This is a genomic window from Formicincola oecophyllae, assembly GCF_006542395.2.
Classification (GTDB): Bacteria; Pseudomonadota; Alphaproteobacteria; order Acetobacterales; family Acetobacteraceae; genus Formicincola; species Formicincola oecophyllae.
In genome coordinates this window covers 818,512-837,741 of sequence record NZ_CP038231.1, presented here as the reverse complement: position 1 = coordinate 837,741, position 19,230 = coordinate 818,512, and the positions used below count along the sequence as shown (strand labels likewise).

Annotated in this window: 18 protein-coding genes and 2 tRNA genes; 10 read left to right on the top strand and 10 right to left on the bottom strand. The window is 59.4% G+C overall.

Annotated features, from left to right (window positions below):
• The first annotated feature begins 11 nt into the window (after positions 1–11).
• Both fdhD and E3E12_RS03750 read left to right on the top strand, forming a co-directional pair.
• A complete protein-coding gene (gene fdhD, locus E3E12_RS03755; RefSeq protein ID WP_141443121.1) occupies positions 12–827 on the top strand; it encodes a formate dehydrogenase accessory sulfurtransferase FdhD in 816 nt (271 codons plus the stop codon).
• A gap of 17 nt (positions 828–844) precedes the next feature.
• The gene (locus E3E12_RS03750) at positions 845–1,303 is read left to right on the top strand and encodes a nitrate reductase associated protein (protein ID WP_141443119.1); all 459 of its coding nucleotides are present in this window, start codon (positions 845–847) and stop codon (positions 1,301–1,303) included.
• 116 nt (positions 1,304–1,419) lie between these two features.
• Here the strand turns inward: E3E12_RS03750 and nusG are convergent, their stop codons facing one another.
• From nusG to E3E12_RS03735, 3 genes are all read right to left on the bottom strand, one after another.
• Entirely contained in the window at positions 1,420–1,956 is a 537-nt protein-coding gene (gene nusG, locus E3E12_RS03745) for a transcription termination/antitermination protein NusG (RefSeq protein ID WP_141443117.1), read from the bottom strand.
• A gap of 8 nt (positions 1,957–1,964) precedes the next feature.
• Positions 1,965–2,207, bottom strand: coding sequence for a preprotein translocase subunit SecE (secE, locus tag E3E12_RS03740; protein WP_141443115.1), 243 nt, complete (start codon positions 2,205–2,207; stop codon positions 1,965–1,967).
• Positions 2,208–2,325: 118 nt separating this feature from the next.
• A tRNA-Trp gene (locus E3E12_RS03735) sits at positions 2,326–2,402 on the bottom strand.
• Between the two features lie 286 nt (positions 2,403–2,688).
• Between E3E12_RS03735 and E3E12_RS03730 the strand changes: the two genes are divergently transcribed.
• The 6 genes from E3E12_RS03730 to atpC all read left to right on the top strand — a co-directional run bounded on the left by E3E12_RS03730 (position 2,689) and on the right by atpC (position 8,473).
• Positions 2,689–2,762 (top strand) — tRNA-Gly (locus E3E12_RS03730).
• A 739-nt stretch (positions 2,763–3,501) separates the two neighbouring features.
• A complete protein-coding gene (gene atpH / locus E3E12_RS03725; protein ID WP_240810566.1) occupies positions 3,502–4,092 on the top strand; it encodes an ATP synthase F1 subunit delta in 591 nt (196 codons plus the stop codon).
• 2 nt (positions 4,093–4,094) lie between these two features.
• Complete coding sequence (atpA, locus tag E3E12_RS03720; RefSeq protein ID WP_141444050.1) at positions 4,095–5,636, top strand: F0F1 ATP synthase subunit alpha; 1,542 nt, start codon at positions 4,095–4,097, stop codon at positions 5,634–5,636.
• Positions 5,637–5,646: 10 nt separating this feature from the next.
• Entirely contained in the window at positions 5,647–6,564 is a 918-nt protein-coding gene (locus tag E3E12_RS03715; RefSeq protein WP_141443114.1) for a F0F1 ATP synthase subunit gamma, read from the top strand.
• 24 nt (positions 6,565–6,588) lie between these two features.
• On the top strand, positions 6,589–8,049 hold the full coding sequence (gene atpD / locus E3E12_RS03710) for a F0F1 ATP synthase subunit beta (RefSeq protein ID WP_141443112.1): 1,461 nt from the start codon (positions 6,589–6,591) through the stop codon (positions 8,047–8,049).
• Positions 8,050–8,053: 4 nt separating this feature from the next.
• Entirely contained in the window at positions 8,054–8,473 is a 420-nt protein-coding gene (gene atpC, locus E3E12_RS03705) for an ATP synthase F1 subunit epsilon (protein WP_141443111.1), read from the top strand.
• Positions 8,474–8,708: 235 nt separating this feature from the next.
• Here the strand turns inward: atpC and cysK are convergent, their stop codons facing one another.
• On the bottom strand, positions 8,709–9,719 hold the full coding sequence (gene cysK, locus E3E12_RS03700; protein ID WP_141443109.1) for a cysteine synthase A: 1,011 nt from the start codon (positions 9,717–9,719) through the stop codon (positions 8,709–8,711).
• A 184-nt stretch (positions 9,720–9,903) separates the two neighbouring features.
• Here cysK and E3E12_RS03695 point away from each other — a divergent pair, with 184 nt between their 5' ends.
• A complete protein-coding gene (locus E3E12_RS03695; protein WP_141443108.1) occupies positions 9,904–10,350 on the top strand; it encodes an RrF2 family transcriptional regulator in 447 nt (148 codons plus the stop codon).
• Positions 10,351–10,374: 24 nt separating this feature from the next.
• Here E3E12_RS03695 and E3E12_RS03690 read toward each other — a convergent pair whose 3' ends face one another.
• The 6 genes from E3E12_RS03690 to E3E12_RS03665 form a co-directional block, all read right to left on the bottom strand.
• The gene (locus tag E3E12_RS03690) at positions 10,375–11,775 is read right to left on the bottom strand and encodes a c-type cytochrome (RefSeq protein ID WP_240810565.1); all 1,401 of its coding nucleotides are present in this window, start codon (positions 11,773–11,775) and stop codon (positions 10,375–10,377) included.
• Positions 11,772–13,616 (bottom strand): GMC family oxidoreductase, encoded by a 1,845-nt coding sequence (locus E3E12_RS03685; protein ID WP_408869932.1) that lies wholly within the window; start codon positions 13,614–13,616, stop codon positions 11,772–11,774. Before E3E12_RS03685 ends, E3E12_RS03690 begins: the two co-directional genes overlap by 4 nt.
• Positions 13,613–14,617 (bottom strand): gluconate 2-dehydrogenase subunit 3 family protein, encoded by a 1,005-nt coding sequence (locus tag E3E12_RS03680; protein ID WP_240810564.1) that lies wholly within the window; start codon positions 14,615–14,617, stop codon positions 13,613–13,615. Before E3E12_RS03680 ends, E3E12_RS03685 begins: the two co-directional genes overlap by 4 nt.
• Before the next feature lie 70 nt (positions 14,618–14,687).
• Complete coding sequence (hslO, locus tag E3E12_RS03675; RefSeq protein WP_141443106.1) at positions 14,688–15,734, bottom strand: Hsp33 family molecular chaperone HslO; 1,047 nt, start codon at positions 15,732–15,734, stop codon at positions 14,688–14,690.
• A 96-nt stretch (positions 15,735–15,830) separates the two neighbouring features.
• A complete protein-coding gene (gene argF, locus E3E12_RS03670) occupies positions 15,831–16,841 on the bottom strand; it encodes an ornithine carbamoyltransferase (protein WP_141443104.1) in 1,011 nt (336 codons plus the stop codon).
• 20 nt (positions 16,842–16,861) lie between these two features.
• On the bottom strand, positions 16,862–18,067 hold the full coding sequence (locus E3E12_RS03665; protein WP_141443102.1) for an aspartate aminotransferase family protein: 1,206 nt from the start codon (positions 18,065–18,067) through the stop codon (positions 16,862–16,864).
• A gap of 338 nt (positions 18,068–18,405) precedes the next feature.
• Between E3E12_RS03665 and E3E12_RS03660 the strand changes: the two genes are divergently transcribed.
• The gene (locus E3E12_RS03660; protein WP_141443100.1) at positions 18,406–19,218 is read left to right on the top strand and encodes a regulatory protein RecX; all 813 of its coding nucleotides are present in this window, start codon (positions 18,406–18,408) and stop codon (positions 19,216–19,218) included.
• The last annotated feature ends 12 nt before the right edge of the window (positions 19,219–19,230 follow it).

Sequence of the window (19,230 nt, the reverse complement as noted above, 5' to 3'; positions counted from 1 at the left end):
TCTTGTTGCCCATGGCTGAAGAAAAAGAGCGGGCGATTGCTGGTGAAGTGCCCATCAGCATTGTTTACAATGGTGTTCACCCTTATGCGGTCATGATGGCCACACCCGCTGACTTGGCTGATTATGCCGTTGGCTTCACCTGTGCTGAGGGCATAGCCCAGGACGAGCATGACATTGTGGGGTGTTCATGGCAGGTGGAAAGCCCACCCACCCAAAGGGAAGCGCAAGGGGTGCGGTTGGATGTGCAACTTGCGCCAGAAGCATTCAGCAGGCTGCTTCAGCGCCAGCAGGGCAGGGCCTTGGTGGGTGGATCTGCTTGTGGGGTTTGCGGTCAGGAAGACAGCAGCTTCATGACGTGTCCAGTTGAAAGGTCTGTTCTCCCGCCCACTCAGCGCCCTTCGCCAAACGCCTTGCTGAAAGCGGTTGAAGGGCTGCGTGAGCATCAACCCTTCAACAAGCGGCTGCGTATGCTTCATGCTGCTGCCTGGGCTGACCCGGCTGGCAATATCCTGTTGGCGCGTGAGGACATAGGCCGTCACAATGCCCTGGACAAATTGGTTGGGGCGCTTAGGCGCTCAGGATACGATCGTGGCCAAGGGTTCGTGGTGTTGAGCAGCCGTTGTTCGTTTGAAATGGCGCAAAAAGCGGTTTTGGCTGGCATGAGGGTGTTGGTGGCTGTCTCAGCACCCAGCAGGCAGGCAGTCGCCCTTGCACGGCAAGGGGGGTTGGCGCTTGCCAGCTGCCAACGGGGGGTGTTGGATGTATTCACCCATCCAGGTTACTTGGCACTACCCAACGAAAGGGCCCAAGTTCCGGGCTTGAGGTGAGATTGAAGGATGCCTTCATGACAGGACAAGTTTTTGAATTTGAACATGGCTATGCCCATGATTTGCGCGGCATGCCCATGGCAGTGCGGGAAAAGCTGGACCGAACAGGGATTCGCGCCAGCCGCAAGCAATGGCAGGCGCTCCCTTTGCCAGAACGCCAAGCTCTCTTGGAAATGCCTTGCGCCACCCATGCTGAAAGCCAGCTGTGGCGTGGTAAACTTGTTGAGTTGCTGAAGGCGTTTTCTGATGTTCCGGTGGAGGAGACGACACCTGTGGATCCAACCTTATGGGTGATGCCACATCATTGCCCATCTGAAATCGCTGCTCAATGCGCCCTTAAAAAGGTGCCTGTCCCAAGCCAAGCCCAATGGGGCACTCTGACCCCCTTGCAGCGTTTTAGTCTTCTTAAGCTTTCACGCTCAGAACGTCAAAACAGGGATTTTCTACCCGCCATGAAGGAATTCGGTCTGGCTTGAACGCAAGATTTCAAGATTTGTTATGGAAAAGCCGCCTTCCCCTTGGGTAAAGGCGGCTTCTCCAATTGCGTCAGCATCCCTCACAAGGGTCCAAGCTTGGGAAACCAAACCTTGCTTCAGGAAAGTTTCTCAACCTGGGTGTATTCAAGTTCTACGGGGGTGGCACGGCCAAAAATGGAAACGCTTACTTTCAAGCGCTGATGTTCAGCATCCACATCCTCAACACTGCCATTGAAGGAAGTGAAGGGCCCATCAGAAACGCGCACTTGCTCCCCAATGACGAAAGTGAGACTGGAGCGGGGCGTTTCCAGGCCTTCCTGGGCCTGCTTGAGAATGCGCTGGGCTTCAGCGCTGGTAATGGGGACAGGGCGGTTCTTGGCGCCCAGGAAACCCGTGACCTTGGGGGTGTCCATGACCAAGTGCCATGCCTGGTCCGTCATTTCCATTTTCGCCAGCACATAGCCTGGGAAGAATTTCTGCTCTGTGCTGACGGGGCGCCCACCACGGCGTGGCTCCATCACTTCCTGCACAGGGACCAGGATTTCCTCAAACGCATCGCTGAGGCCCTTCTTCTCCGCCTGGGTGCGGATGTGCTCAGCGATTTTCTTTTCAAAACCGGAATAGACGTGAATGACGTACCAGCGTTTGGCCATGAGATGGATCAGCCTCCGATGCCGAAGAGGGCGCGGATGCCAAGTCCGATGACTTCATCCACGCCTAAGAAGAACAAACAGGTGAGCGTCACCATGGCCAACACAGCAAGTGTGGTGCGAAACGTCATCTGGGGAGTGGGCCAGGTGATGCGCTTCAGTTCCTCCATCACACCAACAAGATAGCCGCGCAGGCTGAATCGGTGGCTTGGTGTTGTAGCGCCGTTGCTGGTGGTTTCCTGTGCCGTGGCCATAACAGCTTCCCCATCCTGGGTTGGCCCTGGTGGCCTGCCCGCTTCTGTCAAAGATTGGTTGTATGGTCCCATGAACGAAAACCGGCGCTACGTCCATGCGCAGCGCCGGTCTGAGTCATGGCAGGGGCGGAGGGTCTCGAACCCGCAACCTCCGGTTTTGGAGACCGGCGCTCTAGCCAATTGAGCTACGCCCCTAGTGACAGCCTCCATGGCCTGCTCCCTATGCTAGTAAAGGCAAAGACAGGTGCCCATAGGCGGACTGTTGGGGAAAGATAAAGTCTTTTTGACACCATAAGTCAAGCCTGTTTGTGGGCTAAGCCAGGGTTTTACAAGTTTGGCGTTACGTGTTGCCCTGGTCCAGGGCGCCCAAGGCACGGTTGGGCCATGGTCAGAAGAAATTTGGAGCAGGGGACGGCATTGAAACGACTTGTTGGACTTGTCACTGCGACCGGCAACAGTTACAAACCAGTCTTGTACTGAGGCGGGCGTAGCATAGTGGTAATGCAGTAGCCTTCCAAGCTTCTGAGGAGGGTTCGATTCCCTTCGCCCGCTCCAGCGCTTGTCACACAATTTAGCTTTGGCTCAGCTTTGGCCTCCGGTCACCTCACAGCCGTTGGGTGGCGCATGTGCTTTGGGTGGCGTCTTCGGATGCCTTCAAAAAGCACCGTGCCACACATGTTGGTGTTTTGGCAGCAGGAGATCGCGCACTTGGTGCCACTTAGGAGTACTGCCCAGGGCTTGCTTCCTGCCCTCTCCTGCCTGTTGCTGTCTATCTATGAAACCCTTGGAAACTCAAACTACGCTGTCCTCCCAGGGCTGGCCCATCAGGCTGGCGCATGTTGCCTGTAGGCAATGAGTAATTAAGCAATTGCGCCTGTGCTGACCAGGGCTGCCCTAAGGCACGTTTAACGCCAGCAACCGCAGTGTTACCGTAATGCGTAGTGTTCGTGCAGTACGTACCACTTCTTCCCCCACTCTAACTTCATAAAGCTGTGGTGCGAGGGTTCATCCTTGCAAACACTTCATGGCAGACCGTTACGCTGGCAGTCCATCCACACATGGCAGCCCGGCGCTGGATTTATTGCCGCTTTTCCGGCGCCCATGGTAGGGGTTGGAACCGAGCGCTGGCAGGGCCGGGCGTCTTTCCGATACTGAACTGCTGATTCAGCGGTGGCTTGTTCCTTTTCCAAACATGGACTGGGCACAGGCCGCGCACTGAATTGGGGCTAGCTTGGAAAGCTGAGCCGGTCCGGGTGCGGAGAGGCTGGCCTGGCTGGCTTCTGGCCTCGAAACCATGAGACGGAACATGCCCGTGACCTTAGCACAGGAACAGCAAATCAGGGCGCCGGGGGAACTGGCGCAGCGTTATGCCCGGGCCTTTTGCGACTATCTGCCGGCAAAGGGCGACAACAGTGAAACCATGCAGCAGGTCCGGGCCCTGCGTGACGCCATCCAGGGTGACCCTGCCTTCCAGGCATGGCTCAATGATCCGCGCCTCAATGACGACAGCGCACGGCGCATTGCTGAAGAGCTTGCCAACGCTCTTCACCTTGACGACGCCTTGCTGCGGCTCATTGGGGTTGTGGGGGAAAATGGCCGTCTGCCCGAATTAGGGGAGATCCTGGAGGCTGTGCTACTGCTTGACGCCAAGCGCCGTGGCATCGTGCCTGTCGAGGTGGCCACAGCCACCCCGTTGACTGACCACCAGCGCCAGCAGATCCAAAACACGCTTACAGACGCCGGGTACCAGCACATTGTCATGACGGAACGCCAGGATTCATCCCTTATCGGCGGGATGACGGTGCGTGTGGGTTCCGTTTTGTTTGATTCATCAATTGCCGGGCGTCTGACACGCCTGCAGAACGCCATGAAGGGAGCCGCGTGATGGTGGACATCCGTCCCGCCGAGATTTCGGACATTCTCAAGAAGCAGATCGCGAGCTTCGATCAGCCGGAAACCGTTTCTGAAACGGGCACCGTGCTGTCCATTGGCGATGGCATCGCCCGCGTTTACGGCCTCGATAACGTGATGGCTGGTGAGCTGGTTGAGTTCGAACGCACAGGTGAGCGCGGCATGGCGTTGAACCTGGAGCCTGACAGTGTGGGCGTTGTGGTGTTCGGCACTGGCAACGACATCAGCGAAGGCGACACCGTCACCCGCACGCGCAAAATCGTGCAGGTGCCAGTTGGCAAGGAACTACTTGGCCGTGTTGTGGACGCGCTGGGCAACCCCATTGACGGCCGTGGCCCCATTAACGCCACTGAGCACCGCGATGCGGAAGTCATGGCGCCAGGCATCATGGCGCGCCAGTCTGTTTCCCAGCCCATGCAGACGGGCATCAAGGCCATTGACGCCCTGGTGCCAATCGGGCGTGGCCAGCGTGAGCTGCTGATTGGTGACCGCCAGACCGGCAAGACCACCATCCTGGTGGATTCCATGCTGGCCCAGAAGGAAGCCAACGCCAAAGCCGGCGATGACAAGGACAAGATGTTCTGCATCTATGTGGCTGTGGGGCAGAAACGCTCCACTGTGGCCAACCTTGTGCGCACGCTGACTGAAAACGGCGCCATGGACTATTCCATCGTTGTGGCCGCTACTGCGTCTGACTCCGCCTCCATGCAGTACCTGGCGCCTTACTCCGCCAGCTCCATGGGCGAGTATTTCCGCGACAACGGCATGAACGCCCTCATCTGCTACGATGACCTCTCCAAGCAGGCGGTGGCTTACCGCCAGATGTCCCTGCTGCTGCGCCGCCCACCAGGGCGTGAAGCTTACCCAGGGGATGTGTTCTACCTCCACTCCCGCCTGCTGGAACGCGCTGCGCGCCTTTCCAAGGAACTGGGTGGCGGCACCATGACGGCCCTGCCCGTTATTGAGACCCAGGCTGGCGACATCTCGGCCTACATCCCCACCAACGTGATCTCCATCACGGACGGTCAGATCTTCCTGGAAACGGACCTGTTCTACAAAGGCGTGCGCCCTGCTGTGAACGTGGGCTTTTCCGTTTCCCGCGTGGGCTCTGCCGCTCAGACCAAAATGATGAAGCAGGTCGCTGGTAAAATGAAGCTTGACTTGGCGCAGTACCGCGAAATGGCGGCTTTTGCGCAGTTCGCTTCTGACCTGGACCCGGCCACCAAGCGCTTGCTTGACCGTGGTGCGCGCATGGTGGAGCTGTTGAAGCAGCCTGCGCACACCCCGCTTTCCGTTGAAGAGCAGGTGGTCATCCTTTATGCCGGCACGCGTGGTTTCGTGGACAATGTCCCCGTCAACCAGGTGGTCTCCTATGAGAATGCCTTGATTGCCTCACTGCGCCATGGTGACGCGAAGGACATCATGGATTCCCTGAAAACAGAGCAGAAGCTCACGCCTGAAACCGAAGAGAAGCTCAAGGCTTTTCTTGACGGGTTCGGTCGGCGCTTCCAGGGCTGAGGACTGAACCATGGCTTCATTGAAGGAACTGCGCGGTCGCATTACTAGTGTTAAATCCACTGGCAAGATCACGAACGCGATGAAAATGGTGGCGGCCTCCAAGCTGCGCCATGCCCAGACCAAAACCGAAGCCGCCCAGCCTTACGCCCAGACCATGCGCACCATGATGGGCGAGCTGGCCAACGGCATGGCGGGGGCAGACCCTGCCACCCTGCCACGCTTGCTGGTGGGCACTGGCAATGACAATGTGCACCTGCTTATTGTCATCACCTCAGACCGTGGTCTGGTGGGCGGGTTCAATGCCAACCTCATGCGTATGGTGCATGCCCATGTGAATGCGCTGACCGCTGCTGGCAAAACCGTTAAGTTCGTGCCGGTTGGCCGCAAGGGCGCTGCTGTGTTCGAGCGTGAATTCCCAGGTGCTGTCGTCAAAACCTACGATAGCAGCGGCGGCAAGGAAGGCATCACGTTCGACCTGGCCAAGCGCATTGCGCACCATGTTACGGACATGCTGAACAAAGGCGAGATTGACGCGGCCACGCTCTTCTCAAGCCAGTTCGTCAACGCCATGACGCAGACGCCCACTGAAACCCCCCTAGTCCCCTTGCCGCGCGCTGAGAACGACAACCGCAACAGCGCGGCATCAGGCAATGAGGGCGAAGGCGAAAGCTTTTACGACTTCGAGCCGGGCGAACAGGAGCTGCTGTCGGAACTGCTGCCGCGCAACCTGGAGGTGCAGATTTACTCTGCCCTTCTCGACAGCGCTGCCGGCGAGCAGGGCGCGCGCATGACCGCCATGGACAACGCCAGCCGCAACGCCAACAAGTTCATTGACGACCTGTCGCTGACTTACAACCGCACCCGTCAGGCCAACATCACCAGGGAGCTGATCGAAATCATTTCGGGCGCCCAGGTCGTGGGTAGCTGAGCATCAGGACTGGAGAGAATAACGATGTCACAGACAACAGAAGCACCCGCCGCCGACAAGACGGCCAATATCGGTCACGTCACCCAGGTGCGCGGCCCTGTTGTGGACGTGCAGTTTGAAGGCAAGCTGCCCCACATCAACAACGCCCTTAAGGTCAAGAATGGCGACCAGGAACTGACCCTGGAGGTTGCCCAGGAAATCGGTGAACGCCAGGTGCGCTGCATCGCCATGGAAACCACTGACGGCCTGGTGCGCGGTGGCGAGGTCATCGACACGGGCCGTGAAATCATGGCCCCTGTCGGCCCTGGCACGCTTGGGCGCATCCTCAACGTCATTGGACAGCCTGTCGACCAGATGGGCCCGGTCAAGACGGACACCTACATGCCCATCCACCGTGAGGCCCCCTCCTTTGAGGAGCAGGCAGCCGCCACGGAGATCCTGGTGACGGGCATTAAGGTTATCGACCTTCTCTGCCCGTACCTCAAAGGTGGTAAGACGGGCCTGTTCGGTGGCGCTGGCGTGGGCAAGACCGTCATCATTCAGGAGCTCATCAACAACATCGCCAAGGCTCATGGCGGCGTTTCCGTGTTCGCAGGCGTTGGCGAGCGCACCCGTGAAGGCAACGACCTTTACCACGAAATGCAGGAAGCTGGCGTCATCAAGATCAACGGCGACAGCACGGAAGGTTCCAAAGTCGCGCTGGTCTATGGCCAGATGAACGAGCCGCCAGGTGCGCGCTTCCGCGTGGCGCTCACCGGGTTGACGGTGGCGGAATATTTCCGTGACGCTGAAGGCCAGGACGTGCTGTTCTTCGTGGATAACATCTTCCGCTTCTCCCAGGCTGGTTCCGAAGTGTCCGCCCTGCTGGGCCGTATTCCCTCCGCTGTGGGTTACCAGCCCACCCTGGCTAGTGAGATGGGCGCCCTTCAGGAGCGCATCACCTCTACCAAAAAGGGCTCCATCACATCAGTGCAGGCCGTTTATGTCCCTGCTGATGACCTTACCGACCCGGCGCCTGCCGCGACCTTCGCCCACTTGGATGCCACGACCGTGCTGAACCGCTCTATTGCAGAATTGGGCATCTACCCGGCCGTGGATCCGCTGGACTCCACCTCACGCTCGCTGACGCCAGCTATCGTGGGTGAGGAGCACTACCAGGTGGCACGCCAGGTGCAGAGCATCCTGCAGAACTACAAGGATTTGCAGGACATCATCGCTATTCTCGGCATGGATGAGCTGTCAGACGAAGACAAGCAAATCGTTGCCCGCGCCCGCCGCATTCAGCGCTTCCTCTCCCAGCCCTTCGCTGTGGCTGAGGTGTTCACCGGTATGCCTGGCAAGCTGGTCCCTGTGAAGGACACGGTGCGTTCCTTCAAGGCTCTGCTTTCAGGCGAATATGACGATCTGCCTGAGAATGCCTTCTACATGGTTGGCGACATTGACGAAGCCATCGCCAAAGCCAAGAAAATGAAAGAGGAGGGCTGAGCTCATGGCCCTGCGCGCTGAGATTGTCAGCCCGGAGAAACGCTGTGTCAGCCGTGAGGCGGACATGGTGGTTGTCCCGGGCAGTGAAGGGGACATCGCCGCGATGCCCGGCATGGCGCCAGTCATGCTTTATCTGCGCGGGGGTGTAATTGACATCTATGAAGGCGACAAGATCGTTGACCGCTTTTTTGTGAGCGGCGGTTTTGTGGACATGGCGCCTGACCATTGCATCATCTTGGCTGATTCAGTGCGCAAGCTTGAAGAGCTTGACGCTGATGACGCCCAGAAGCGCCTTGATAATCTTGAACTGGCCTGGAGCCAGCTAGGCCCTGACGCCGCCCCTGTGGAGCGCAACGACCTGACCCACCAGATCCAAGTTGCCCAGGCGGAGATTGACACGGCCCGCACGCTTAACGCGCACTGAAGTCCTTTGGTCTTTCCCAACCGGTTTTGGGCGGGGAAGGCCAGTTTGAGGGCTTTGGGTTGTGGTGATGTGTTTGAGAATGACAAAAGGCCTTGCCCCTGGGGGCAAGGCCTTTTGTCATTCTGCAATGATCTTGCAATGGTCGTGTTGCAAGAAATGTATGGTACCTGATCCCTGCAGGCCTAGCCGCTGAACGGCGCCTTTGCCAGGCCAAGCTGGGTTGGTTGGTGAAAGGTCAGGCTGCCTCATCAAACAGTTTGGTGGAAAGGTAACGCTCTGCGAAAGAGGGGATGATGGCCACCAAGGTCTTGCCAGCCCATTCAGGCTTACGGGCTACCTCCATGGCGGCGTAAAGGGCTGCACCCCCTGAAATACCTATGGGAATGCCTTCAGTGCGGGCGCTCATCCTGGCGGTTGCAAGAGCCTCCTGTTCGGAGACCGTCATCACCTCGTCAACGTAATCAAGGTCCAGCGTGTCTGGCTTGAAACCCGCACCCAGGCCCTGGATGCCGTGTGGGCCTGGGGCATCCCCATGCAGGACAGCGCTTTCGCGTGGCTCAATGCCAATGATTTTGATGTTGGGGTTGTGTTTCTTCAATCCACGGCCAATGCCCGTTAAGGTGCCACCTGTGCCAATGCCCCCAATGACGCCATCAACCGTGCCGTGGGTGTCCACCCAGATTTCCTGGGCTGTGGTGGCTTCATGAATGGCAGGGTTGGCTTGATTGACGAATTGTCCAGCGCTCCAGGCGCCTGGGGTTTGGCTGACGATTTCATCAGCTTTGGCAATAGCGCCAGCCATGCCTTTAGCAGCTGGGGTCAGCACCAGCTTGGCCCCCATAAGGGCCATCATTTTGCGCCGTTCAATGGAGGCGCTTTCAGGCATGACCACAATAACAGGGTAACCCATGGCCACACCAGCGAATGTCAAGCCAATGCCCGTGTTGCCTGACGTTGGCTCCACAATGGTGGTTTTGCCTGGGGTGATAAGGCCCTTGGCTTCAGCATCCTTGAGCATGGCCACGCCAATACGGTCCTTGACAGACGCCAACGGGTTGAAAAATTCCAGTTTCAGCAGCAAGCGCGCTTTCAGGCCCTCTTTCTTGGAAAGGTGTGGCACGGCCACCAATGGTGTGCCGCCAACCGTTTCCAGAATGGAATCGTAAACCCGCCCGCGTGGTTTGGCGAAGGTGGCACTGGCAGGTTGGGGGGAGGCCGTGTTGGTGGATGGGGATGAAGGGGTCATGGCAGCTCTCCTGGCTGGATGAAGCGGGATTGAAAAACGGTGGCTTGAGAAACAGGGGTTCATCTCATAATACGTGAATCAATCGTGGGATGTGGCCATCCCCCGCTGTCGCGTGCATAATAGGAACGCCAACTTGGCGTTCACGTCAACATTCATTGCTCGTTATTGATGGGATCTGGCAGCTATGCTCATAAAAAATGAACGCGTGCTCACGGCGCTGGCCATCATGCTTGACATCGCTTTCCATGGTGGGCGTGAGGGGGTAGTCAGTGGTTCCGACATTGCTGCGCGTGGGGGACTGCAACGGCGCGGCATAGAACCCATTCTGCAAAGCCTGGCCCGCTGTGGCTTGCTTTCAAGTGTGCGTGGTCCCAGGGGTGGTTACCGCCTAGCGCGTTCAGCCAGGCTCATCACCCTTGAGAACATCGCTGACTGCGTCAGCACCCAAACGCCGTTGAGCAGGCCACGCCAAGACAGCTTGTTCCAGGTGGTTATGGTGCCTGTGTGGGAGGGACTGAATGACAGCGTGAAGAAGCTCCTAGCCACCACCACATTGGATGACATGGTGATCAAGGCGCGCAAAGCTGGCCTCAAGCCAGCCACGGAGGAACCCATAGCCTTTGTGATCTGACCGTTGGCCGTGAAGGGGTTAACCTCAGTTTTTGGGCAGTTCCGCTGATGTGGGCGAAGGGGGGGCTGAACGTGCCAGCCTGCGCACCTTGGCTTCACTGACGGTATGGCCATGGTTGCCCCAGCTTTTTCTGATGTAGGTCAACACAGCGGCGATCTCCTCATAGCTCAGCCGTTCACCATAAGCGGGCATGGCAAAGCCTGAGGGGCTCTCTGGCAGTTGTTGGGTGGCAGCGCCTGACTGCACGATGTGGACAAGGGAAATGGGGTTGCGTGAGAGCACCACGGGGTTACCGGCTAAAGGCGGGAACACGCTCATGCCGTCTGTTGTGAAGCCGCGCCCATCCGTGCCATGGCAAGCGGCGCAGCGGTCCTGGTAAATCTGGGCGCCTTTGCTGGTCAGGCGCCCTTGCTGGACCGCTATCAGCGCCTGGGGGTCATAGTGCCATGGCTTGTGGTGGTGGGCGGCAGGCAGTGTTTTCAGGAAAACCGCCATGGCCTTCAGATCTTCAGGGTGGATGGCATGGGTGCTGTGGGTGATGACGGGCGTCATGCTGCCAAAAGCGGCCCCTGGCGCGGCGCGTCCAGTGCGCAGGAACGTCACGATGTCATCAACGCTCCAGCGCCCCAGACCAGTGCGGTTGCCGCCGCGCAAGGAGGGGGCCAGCCAGCCATCAATGACCTGTCCCCCTGAGAGGTAACTGTCCCCCCCCTGGGGGGTCAGCGCCTTTTCCGCCAGAAACAAGCTGCGTGGCGTGTGGCAGGCGCCACAATGGCCAGGGCCTTCCACAAGATAGGCGCCGCGTTTGAGCTGGGGCGTTCCCATGCCGGCTGCCGTGGCGCGTGCTGCCTGGCGGGGGGTCGGCGCGAACAGCCAGCGCCATATGGTCAAGGGCCAGCGCATGGAAAGCGGCCATGGCAGCGTGTTGGCAGGCGTGGCCTGCGCCACAGGCTTCACGCCGTCATGGAAATAAACATAAAGCGCATGGATGTCGTGGTCTGTCATCCGCGCGTAGGAGGGGTAGGGCATGGCGGGGTAGAGCGTGACCCCATTGGGCAGGATGCCCTCACGCACGGCACGGGCGAAGTCACGCTCGTTGTAAGTGCCGATTCCGTAGCGTGGGTCAGGCGTTATGTTGGGGGCATAGATGGTGCCTATGGGCAGGGGGAATCCTACCCCGCCGCTGTAAGGGGCATGGCCTGCCAAGGTGTGACACGCTGAGCAGTCGCTGGCGGTGGCAACATAGGCCCCTTCCGCCACCAGGGCTTCATGGTTTGGCTGGACTTGGCGTGTGGTTGGGGGTGGTGGCGGAGTTTTGCGGTTTTGCGCCTGCGCAGGCCCCGCAAGCGCTGCTACCAGGGCTGGCAACATCCACAATGACTGCCCCAATTTAATGGTGCGGAGCTTTTCCATGCGCGCCTTCATGAGGAAACGCCCCTACCGCACAGGGGGCGTGGATTTTTGAGGTAGTCCGTCACGATGTGGTGGGCGCTCCAGTAAGCCAGCGCCGCGACAAGGCCAGTGGGGTTGTAGCCCATGCCTTGCGGAAAGGCGTTTGAACCCACCACGAAAACATTGGGCACATCCCAACACTGCAGGTAACGGTTGAGGGCGCTTGTGCGTGGGTCTGTTCCCATGACGGCGCCACCCGCCAAATGGGTGGTCTTGTACTGGGTGACGTCAAATGGTTCCCCTGGTTTGAGGGAGCCCACCTCAACACGCACTGCGCCCATGGCTTCGGCGATGCGTGGGATGTGGCTGGTGACGAAGCGGTTCATGCGGATGTCGTTGTCATGCCATGTGAAGGTCATGCGCATCAAAGGCTGGCCCCAGTCGTTTTTCCAGGTGGGGTCAAGGTCCAGCCAAACATCGCGGTAAGCCATGTTGCTGCCATGGGCATCCATGCCAATGGAGTGGCGGTAGGTCTCAAGCGCTTGGTGTTTGAAGTCACTTCCCCAACGGGGCTGCCCATGGCCGCCAGCGCCCGTCATGGCCTCTATGGGTTTGAGGCCTGATTGATTGACCCAAATGGGGCTGCCACCGATGAAGCCAAGCGGGCCATGGTCGAAATTGGTGCAATTGAAGTCGTCAATCGCAACACCGCCGCCGCCTGCGCCGATGAACTGGTTGGTGTGCTGGTCTGGCCGCAGCCACACGCGTGAGGACGTAATGGTTTGGTAAACGAAGTTGCGCCCAACAACACCTGTGTTGCGCACAGGGTCATAAGGTTGGCCAATGCCTGAAAGCAGCATGAGGTGGACGTTGCTCAGCTGGAACCCGGCCAAGATGACCATGCCTGCCTCTGTGCGCTGATGGGTGCCTGTCTCCCCGTCATACCATTCAACGGCCTTGGCTTCCTTCAAGCCTTGGCCAGCTGGAGAGCGAGCCAAATCCACCTTCAGGACATGGGCGTCCGTGCGCAGGGTGAAGTTCTTTTTTCCCCAAAGGGCAGGCCAAATGCAGATGTTGGGGGAGGCCTTGGAGTAGAGGAAGCAATCATAGCCACTGCAATAGCCACAGAAGTTGCATGGCCCCAGCTGGCAGCCATAGCTGTTGGTGTACGGTCTGGAGGCATTGGCCGCTGGGATAACATAAGGGTGGTAGCCACAGGCGGCTGCACCTTTGCGGAACAGGGCGGCTGAATAGACTTCCCGCAGGGGGGGAAGGGGGAAAGGCTTGGAACGGTCTGGCGCGAAAGGGTCGCCATTGCCTGCACGCTTGCCGCGCACTGTCCAGGCTTCACCTGAAGCGCCGAACACATATTCAGCTTGGTTGAAAAAGGGCTCCAGCTCATCATAGGTGACGCCGTAATCCTGCAGGTTCATGTCCTTAGGGATGAATTTGCGGCCATAGCGCTCAATGATGGCGCTGCGCAGGCGCAGGTCATCTGGCATGGCACGGAACATGCAACCAGCCCAGTGCAACCCGCCCCCGCCAAGGCCTGTTCCAGGCAGGAACGCTCCCAATTGCCTGTAAGGCAACGCCTGCTGGTGGGGGGTGTTACGGATGGTGACGGTCTGGGGGGCCAGGTTTTCAAAAAGGCGCTTGCGCACATTGGCGCGCAGTTCATCAATTGAATAGGGGTAGGCCCCGTCAATGGCTGTTTTACGCATGGGGCCCCGTTCAAGCACCACAACGGACAGGCCAGCCCTGTGCAACTGATGCGCCATGATGGAACCTGCCCATCCACTGCCTACAATGACCACGTCCGCTTTGCGCGGCATGGCGGCAAGGGGCTGGTTATCTTCAGGAAGGGGCAGGCTCATGGGGTGTTCCCCGGGTTGTCAGCGTCATATTCCTCAAGGTCTGATGTGAGGACGGGCATGTCGATCACCATGGTTCCCTCATGTAGGCCGTGAACATGCTGGTAAGGCGGAATAGCGACAGGACCGAAGGGGTAGGGGGCGCCATTTTGGTTGACCCAAAGCATGAAATCAGCTCGCGCTCCTGGGAAGCCGCACATTTTCCACCCTGCCATGTGGCGGTTACCGCCATAGAGGGGGTCAGCGAAAGCGCCTTCAAGGGTATTGCCGCGCACAAGTTCGAAAAAGACCTTGCCAGGTACGCCATCCAACATGAGTGCCCCTGCTTCAAGGAGAGTGATGACGGCGTCCTGACGTTCTGGGGGCAGGCGCGCAAAAACCACCCCTTCTTGGGCAAGGCAATGCCTGTCAAGCGCACCGCAGGCCAGCCGGTAAAGCTGGCGTGGCGTCCAGGGAAGCTGGTAGCCCAGCTGGGGCGGACCTGAAACGAAGGGACCTTTCATGTACCAGCGCGCCGCAAACCCCCAGGGGGAGAAGAGCTGGCCATCGATGAAGGGCCCAACGCCAAGTTGCTTGGCGCCGGGTCCATCAGCGTTTTCAGGAAAAATACGTTCGGCCATGGCTTCAACCAAAGCCAGTTCTGCTGGAATGAAGTAGCGCGGCACGTAGGGCGCTGCTTTCACAGGGGCCAAGCTGTTGGGCATGGATTGGCCATCGGCTGCCATGCGTTCATCGGCCCAATGTGCAAGGCGCCAGGTCACCTCGCCGCCAGCCAGGGCCGCCGCCAGGCCAACGCCTGTTGTCACAGCTGCCCCAAGCAGGCTGAAGCTGCGCCTGTTAAGCGCGCTTTCCTGTTCAGCAGGCGCGCCACTATCACCACGCCCAGCTTCTTCAAGAGAATCCCCAAGCGCGTCTACCCTCTGAGCTGCCTGGGATGGGGCTCCATCAGACACTGCATTGGGATCGTGGGGTGGTGTTGGGGATGGGCGCTGTGATGAAGCCATGACCATCTACCCTAACCTCAGCTGGCCCCTGCACGCCAGCTTGCGCTGCCATGCAAGGCACTGGGGGTTGTCAGTGCGTTTTTTTGTCAACAGGGTTGGGGGCGTCTTGGCTAGCTTTGTTGGCTGTGCCTGTCACGGTGTTGCGGTCGAAACGGTATTTGGTGTTGCAGAAGCCGCAATCCATGGTGATGACCCCATTGTCGGCCATTTCGTCAAGTTCCTGGGCTTCAAAGCGTTCCAGCATCAATTTCAGGCGTTCACGCGAGCAACGGCAGGCGAAGGAGAGAGGCCGTGGCTGACCGTCCGCCACCCCCAATGTGCCAAACAGCCTGTGGAGGATTTGACTGCTGCTTAAGGCATCATCAAACATCTCCCCCTGCTTGAGAGAGCGTGCGAAAGTGACGGCCGTTTCCCAGCCATCTTGGGCGCGCGCTTGCAGCTCATCTGATGAGAGGGCGTCAGTTGGCGTTGTGGTGCCTGGCGCCGCTTGGTGCGCTTCAAGGGGGGTGCGCTCCATGAAAAGGCCAGCCCCCTGCCAGCCGTGGCCTTCGTCATGGCATTGGTAAAGCTGGATGCAGCAGGGATGCTGTTCGCTGCTGGAAAAGTAGCCTTCAGCCATGGCAGCCAGGCTTTCGCCTTTCAGTTCCACAATGCCTTGGTGGCGTTCCGTGTCGGGGCCCTGGTCGATGGTGAAGGCCAGGTAGCCTTTGCCCAGCAATTCATTGGCTTTATCGGAGAGGGGGGTTGGGTTGGCCTGCCACGCTTCATCCATGCGCGCTGTGAAGCGCATGCCCCCTTCAGAGGTGCAGTCAGCCACCAACAGTGACACAGGCCCATCCCCCTTGACTTGTAGGGAAAAGGAACCAGCGAATTTCAGCGTACTGGCCATGCCGGCCACCAGCGCCAGGGCCTCCGCCCCCAAGCCCAGGACAGGTGCAGGCAGATTGTGGCGCCCCAGAATAGCCTGGGCTAATGGCCCCAGCCGCACGACGCGCCCCCGGGCAGGCGCTGCTGCCAAATGGAATGGCAGCACACCGTCCGCAACGGTCAAGTCGATGGTTTCATCAGCGTGGGCACCGTGATGATGGGTGCTGCAGGCAGGGTCGTGATGGGCCATGGCTGTGTTTTCCTTGAAAAGTTTATCAGGCGTTGTCTGAAGCTGGGCTGAAGGCAGGAAATGCCCTGGCAGCCCGCAGGCTGGGTGCGTTTGACCTCAGGGCTGCTGCTCAAGGCACCAGAGCAAAAGTCCCTTTTGACTGTGGAGGCGGTTTTCAGCCTCGTCAAACACAACACTGGCGGGGCTGTCGAAGACCTCTTGCGTGACTTCTTCACCAGCATGGGCAGGCAAGCAGTGCATGAACAGCGCACCTGGGGCCGCCAGCGCCATGAGGTCACTGTTGACCTGGTAGGGGGAGAGGGCCTTGATGCGTTCATCGCGATTTTCATCACCCATACTGACCCATGTGTCGGTGATGACGGCATCAGCGCCTTTCACCGCTTCGCGCGGGTCGTGGGTGGTGGTCACATCGCCCCCATGGGCGCGCGCCCAGGCCAGGGCTGCTGGTGAGGGTTCATGGCTAGCTGGCGTGGCCAAGCGCAGCTTGAAGCCCAGCAGGGCTGCCATTTCAATGAGGGACGTGGCGACATTGTTGCCATCCCCCACCCAAGCGAGGGTTTTGCCTTCGATGGGACCGCGGTGCTCCTCAAACGTCATGACGTCAGCCAGAATCTGGATGGGGTGTGAAACGGGTGTCAGGCCATTGATGACGGGCACTTCGCTCCAGCGGGCCAGTTCGCGCAAGTCTTCATCCTTGACGGTGCGCAGGACCAGAACATCCAGGAAACGTGACAGGACGCGCGCTGTGTCAGCGATGCTCTCCCCGCGCCCTAATTGCATGTCGCCGGGCGCCAGAACGGAGACGGCACCCCCAAGCTGCTTCATCCCAACTTCGAAGGAGACGCGCGTGCGTGTGGAAGGCTGGGCCATCATCAGGCCCAGCGTGCGCCCAGCCAGCGGTGTGTTGGGGTGGAGTGGCTTCCTGCGGCCTTCTTGGAGCTTCTTGACGTGGGCTGCACGAGCCAGGATGTCGCGCACGTCAGCTTTGGTCAGGTCCTTGAGGTCCAGGAAATGGCGCGGAGGGGTCTTGGCGCCAGCGGTGGCCGCTTTCTGGGAGGGGGCGGAAGCAGCATGGACGGGACGGGAAACGGGGGCGGTTTTGGTCATGCAGGAATGCTCCTGTTGAATCAGGCGTTCTGGGGTTGGGTGGCTGTGGCCATGTGCCTCTCAAGCACGTTTGCGGCCTGGGCCAAGCGTCTGGTGGCTTCGCGGCAGTCCTCCTCCGTCACGATGAGGGGGGGGACAAGGCGCAGGACGTTGTTGCCGGCACCCACCGCCAAAAGCCCTTCATCCATGACGGCCTTCAGCACCTCGGCAACGGGCGGGATGCATTTCAAGCCACGCATCAAGCCTTGGCCGCGCACCTCTGTGAAGACCTGGGGATGGCTTGCCACCAGTTTCTCCAGCATGGCGCCAAAAGCCGTGCCCACCTTAGTAATGCGTTCAAGCTCGCCAGGGGCCAGAATGGTTTCCAGCACGGCACTGCCAGCGCGGCAGGCCATGGGGTTGCCGCCAAAGGTGTTGCCATGGGTGCCGGGGGTCAGGTGGCGCGCCAATGCCTGGCGCGCCAGAACAGCCCCCACAGGGAACCCTCCACCCAGCCCTTTGGCGCAGCTGAGGATGTCTGGCTTGATGCCGGCATGTTCATGGGCGAACAGCTTGCCAGTGCGCCCAATGCCAGTCTGCACTTCGTCTATGCCCAGGTAAATCCCGTTTTCATCACAAAGTTGGCGTAACCCTTGCAGGAAAGCCGTGGTGGCTGGGGTGATGCCGCTTTCCCCCTGGATGGGTTCCAACAGGATGCCTGCCGTCTGGGGGGTGATGGCGCCCTTGACGGCCTCCAGGTCATTGAACGGCACATGGATGAAGCCTGCAACGGGTTCGCCGAAGCCTTCCTGGTAATGGGGGTTGCCTGTGGCCGTGATCATGCCAAGGGTGCGGCCATGGAAAGCCCCTTTGAAGCAGATGATGTCAGTGCGTTCTGGGTGGCCTTCACAATATTGGGCGCGGCGCATGACTTTCACCAGCCCTTCATTAGCCTCAGCGCCTGAATTGCAGAACAGGACGGCATCGGCAAAGGAATTATCTGTGAGGGTTTTGGCCAGCGCTTCCCCTTCCGGAATGCGGTAGAGGTTGGAGACATGCATGACACGCTCCATCTGGTCCTGAAGTGCTTTTTTCAAGGCTGGGTGGCCATGGCCAAGGCTGGCAACAGCCACGCCTGCTCCGAAATCAAGGTATCGTCGCCCTTCTTCAGTGATGAGCCAAGCTCGCTCGCCCCGCGCGAATGCGAGGTCAAAACGGTTGTAATTGGGCATCAGCTTTGAAGACATGTCCTGGAAAGACCTTGTAGTCCCGCATGAGCTGGCGTTGGCGGTTGTGGTTGGCAACGCACTAGCGGGGGGAATGAAAAAGTGGCGCCCCATGGCCCGCTTAGGGCAGGGCCTTTAAGGGAACCACCAGGGGAGGTTCTGACGCGCTCTTCACCAAGGGACCTGTCCATTGCAGGGGGCTTGGCTGGGCAAATCAGGAGGTGAGTTTGCGTTAAGGCGCACTTTGCCGTCAAATATTCATTTGTAAGTCAGCGTTGAGCGTTCAAGCCGTGCCTCGTCTGGGCTGCCAAGGTAAGGTGGTGCCAAAGTTAGGTGCGGACAGTGGCAGGTTTCAAACCATGACGGCACCTTTAAGGCCAGAAAACTCTCCCCTCCCTCCAGTTGGTGGGAAAACGCCAACCAACGGCTCTGAGGGAATCCGTGGGAAATCCCAACTGGAGCGCGGCGAGAGACCCCAGCCAAGACGGACCAAAATTCCCCGCGTACCTGATGAGAATCGCCTGCGTGAGCAGGCTTTGCGCCATGTGGAACGTTTCGCCGCCACCCGCGCCAGCTTGGAGGGGATGCTGGAGCGTTACCTGGCACGCTGGGCAGTGCGTGCTACCCGTGCTGGCATGGAAGCGGACCTGGCCCAAGCCCATGCAGCCCGTCTAGCGCCCTTGGCCGCCACTGTGGCTGAAAGCCTGGAAAAAGCCGGTGTGGTGGATGACGCAGCCTTTTCACGCTCCAGGGCGCGCAGCCTGACGCGCTCTGGCCGTTCGCGCTTGGCGGTGAAAGCGCACCTCAAAGGGCGGGGCGTCAGCACGGAAACTATGGAAAACGCCTTGGAGGAAAGCCTGGGTGAAGTCGCAGGGCCAGGCCAGCAAAGCGAACTGGCCGCGGCATTGGTTTTGGCGCGCAAGCGCAAACTGGGCCCTTTCGCGCTGCGTGCACCCCCCGAGATGGAGGGAGAGGGGGCTGAGGACCCTGAGGAGGGCCTGGTGGATGACGGCCAGCCAGCGCATTTGAAAGCCTTGAAAGAGCAGCGGCGCGTCACGGGGGTGTTTGCGCGTGCAGGCTTTGCCATGGATGTCGCCCAACGAGTACTGGACATGGATTTGGAAGAGGCAGAAGAGCGTATCCTGCAATTTCGTTCTGGAACTTTCTCATGACAGTGCAATCAT